This is a genomic window from Vibrio sp. S234-5 (assembly GCF_000960595.1).
Lineage (GTDB): Bacteria > Pseudomonadota > Gammaproteobacteria > Enterobacterales > Vibrionaceae > Vibrio.
The window spans coordinates 1-3,014 of record NZ_JZAM01000194.1 but is presented as its reverse complement, the minus strand read 5'-3'; the positions used below and the strand labels follow the sequence as shown (position 1 = coordinate 3,014).

Genomic DNA, 3,014 nt, shown 5'->3' with positions numbered 1-3,014 from the left:
CGCGCCTAACAAACTGCTTAAGAGGGATTCGCAATGCGTGGCATTTTCAGCATGCGGTGAGTTTTGTGATTAAGGCGGTGTGCGGTAGCTCTTGTAGTGCATTGCTCACCCCTTAGCAGGGCGTTAGGTTTACGAAGAGAAAAGCGTAATTGTTGGGGAAAAGATTCGGGGATTTCTCTAGCCATTCGTTTACGGATGTCAGCAAATCGGCTTGGTCTGTCCCAATCATCACGTTTCTTTCGCTTTTTATCATGCCAATGTTCGTGGGTTGCTTCATTGGAAATCGTAGTGGTTGGTTGAATGTTTCACTGGCGCAAAGGCGCTTTGGTTTTCTCAATCAAATCAGCAGAATACTTGTTTTAAGTTGATCGCATTTGGCTGCCAAATTGAGTGAAAGGTTTGGGTTTCGTTTATCGTAATGCGTTAAATGAGTGGTTCTTTGCCAAGTTAATGAATGCGAAACAGTAACACCTAACAAAAAATTCAAGCCTGACTACCAACGCGCGGCTGAATCTGCTCTAAAATGGTTTTGTGATTATGGCGCATTGCTTTAAGTGGCATTGTGCGTTGGTAGCAGCTTAATTTGGCGTTATGTTTAATCACCAAAAATCAGTGGATTATTGTTTTTCTTTGTTCCCTCGGCTGATTGGTTTTGTGTTTGTCGGCAAGTTGGCTTCAGCGGGCGCTGTTTTCCGGACACTTGTTCTTTGGCGCTGGAAATTCAGAGAATTGCCTCAATCAATTTTCGGGTAAGCGCGAGGTTAGGGCGGTTTGGCTCAATCAGAAATCAGTTTTAAGTTTCTAGTTGTCAAAGCTTGAAATGTTAAAAGCCCAAGTCTGCTTTTCAAAAGTTATGAGTCAATTCAGTTTTTTAGGTTTTGCCTTTTGTTTGTGAGTCAATGCTGAGTTAATCTCGGCTTTGGTAAAACGTAAGTCATTGAAGCTTAAACATAACAAACGGTTCAAGAGGGACAGCCAACGCGTGGCATTTTCACTATGCGTTGGTTCTTGTGGTTACGGTATTATGCGGAAGCTTGGTAATGGCGTTGGCTGCCCCTTAACCGGGCGTTATGTTTAATCACGTAAAATCAGTTGGTTGCATCTTTTCTTTGCATTTTCGGCTTTCTAATTTTGGTCTTGTCGGCAAGTTAACTTCGTTGTTCGCTGTTTTCTGGACTCCAATTCGTGGGCGCTAAAAGTTCAGAGAGTTGCCTCATTTAAGTTCAGTGCGTTTGTGAGTCGAATGAAGCGATCTTAGTTTCAAAGTTTGAGCTCAAGTTTTCGGTTTCTCACGCTAAAATTCAAAGTCATTACGACTAAATTTATGAGTTAATTCAGCTTTTTAGCGTCTGGTTTTGGTTTTCAAAGGTAAGTCGAGTTAAGCTCTTGGTTTCGTAAAACTTAACCCATTGAGTCTTAAACATAACAAGGCGTTTAAGAGGGATTCATGCCGCGTGGCATTTTTGGTATGCGGTTGGTTTTGGTGGTGAAAGTGGCTTGCGGAAGGTTGGTTTATGCGGCACTCACCCCTTAACGCAGCGTTAGCTTAAAACAATAAAAATCAAGTGGTTGTGGTCTTTTCTTTCTTCCTTTGGCAATTCGCCCAGGTTTTTCGGCAAATCAACATTGTTTGCCAATGTGAATCTTGAGTTGTTGCCTCAATTGAATTTTGGGATTGCGCGAGGTTAGCAAGCTTGGCTCAAAGTCGCTTTGGAAGTTTTGCTTTCGCTTTGAGTTTTCCGAAAGTGATTTATCAAAATTTGTTGATTTTCAAAGCAAATGAAAGGCCACAAAGTTTGCGTCATTTCGGGTTTTAAAAATCAAGCGGTTTGTTGGTTTCCCAAATCGGGTTGATCTTAGCTTTGGTAAATCTAAGGTGCTGAAATTTAAGCTAACAAACTGCTTAAGAGGGATTCGCAATGCGTGGCATTTTCAGCATGCGGTGGGTTTTGTGATTAAGTCGGTGTGCGGTGGCTTTTGCAGTACATTGCTCACCCCTTAGCAGGGCGTTAGCTTCTATCTAAAAAATCATCAAACGCTCAGGTTTAACGTTCTGAAAAATCAGCTTCATGCTTTGAAAAATCACGAATAAGCCTTTGTGTTTTAATCGGATATTCACGTGGCAGAAAGCGTTGATGATTCAGCAGTTTCAAAGTTGCTGAAAGCCAACAAGTTTCGATGCTTCCATGTTGTTGGATGTTCAACACGGTAAGCTTGGTTTCACAAATGGCTTCATCATTGCTGAAATTGTGCTTTCTTTGTCGCGGACTCTTAACCGTGGTCAACTTAGCCTTGACCGTTTTGAGTTTTGGCAGCCAACTTCACAGCTTTTGGCTCTGGACGTGTGTTTGTGTGATGTTTTTGCGTAAAATGCCTTTCAAGCAAATGTGTTAAAAGCCATTGTGAAACAATAGGCTACGAAGCTAACAAACGCCTCAAGAGGGACTGTCAACGCGTGGCGTTTCCAGTCCCATTGAGCCGCGGTGGTTTCAGTTGTTTTGATTGAGTTTTGTGGTAATGCGTTGCCAGCCCCTTAGGCGGGCGTTATGTGTAAAGGAATCTATGACAAAATTCATCAATCTTTTCTTGTGTCTACTTTCTCTAAACTGTCTGGCTGCTGAGCCGATAAAAGAATGGAACGAACTCAATGAAATGTATGCAAGACAGATGGAAAATGGTCTATATCTAGAAGCTGTTGATACATCGCTAAAACTCAATAATTTAGAGCCAACAGATACCACAGTGTTGTTGTATATAGTTTACTCGCATACAAAAGCTGGCTTATCCGTTCCAATTTGGGTTTTGGCTGAGCCATGGCCTAATAAATCGGTTAAGGACCGCATGAACAGACTTATTGCTGAATCAATAGGTTCAAACACATAACAAGGCAGGGCAAGATCATGAACATTTCTTGTACAACGCAAGGTTAAATTTGACCTGAAGCACGGTCTGTGATCTTATGCTCTTCTTTTGGGGAGCGACCATGAATATTAATACCATCAAAGCGCATTTCA

The 3,014-nt window shown here is 41.9% G+C and carries 3 protein-coding genes; all 3 read left to right on the top strand.

Annotated elements, in window-relative coordinates:
- Positions 1 to 1,422 precede the first annotated feature (1,422 nt).
- The 3 genes from UF06_RS28345 to UF06_RS09190 all read left to right on the top strand — a co-directional run bounded on the left by UF06_RS28345 (position 1,423) and on the right by UF06_RS09190 (position 2,883).
- Complete coding sequence (locus tag UF06_RS28345; protein WP_080541742.1) at positions 1,423 to 1,545, top strand: DUF3265 domain-containing protein; 123 nt, start codon at positions 1,423 to 1,425, stop codon at positions 1,543 to 1,545.
- A 641-nt stretch (positions 1,546 to 2,186) separates the two neighbouring features.
- Positions 2,187 to 2,369, top strand: coding sequence for a DUF645 family protein (locus UF06_RS24190; RefSeq protein WP_082069653.1), 183 nt, complete (start codon positions 2,187 to 2,189; stop codon positions 2,367 to 2,369).
- A gap of 193 nt (positions 2,370 to 2,562) precedes the next feature.
- Positions 2,563 to 2,883: a hypothetical protein gene (locus UF06_RS09190; RefSeq protein ID WP_043877189.1), complete on the top strand. Its 321-nt coding sequence runs from the start codon at positions 2,563 to 2,565 to the stop codon at positions 2,881 to 2,883.
- The last annotated feature ends 131 nt before the right edge of the window (positions 2,884 to 3,014 follow it).

Excerpts from the sequence above, each read along its gene's own strand:
- UF06_RS24190 (WP_082069653.1), top strand. The coding sequence starts at position 2,187 with ATGTTGTTGGATGTTCAACACGGTAAGCTTGGTTTCACAAATGGCTTC.
- UF06_RS09190 (WP_043877189.1), top strand. The coding sequence starts at position 2,563 with ATGACAAAATTCATCAATCTTTTCTTGTGTCTACTTTCTCTAAACTGT.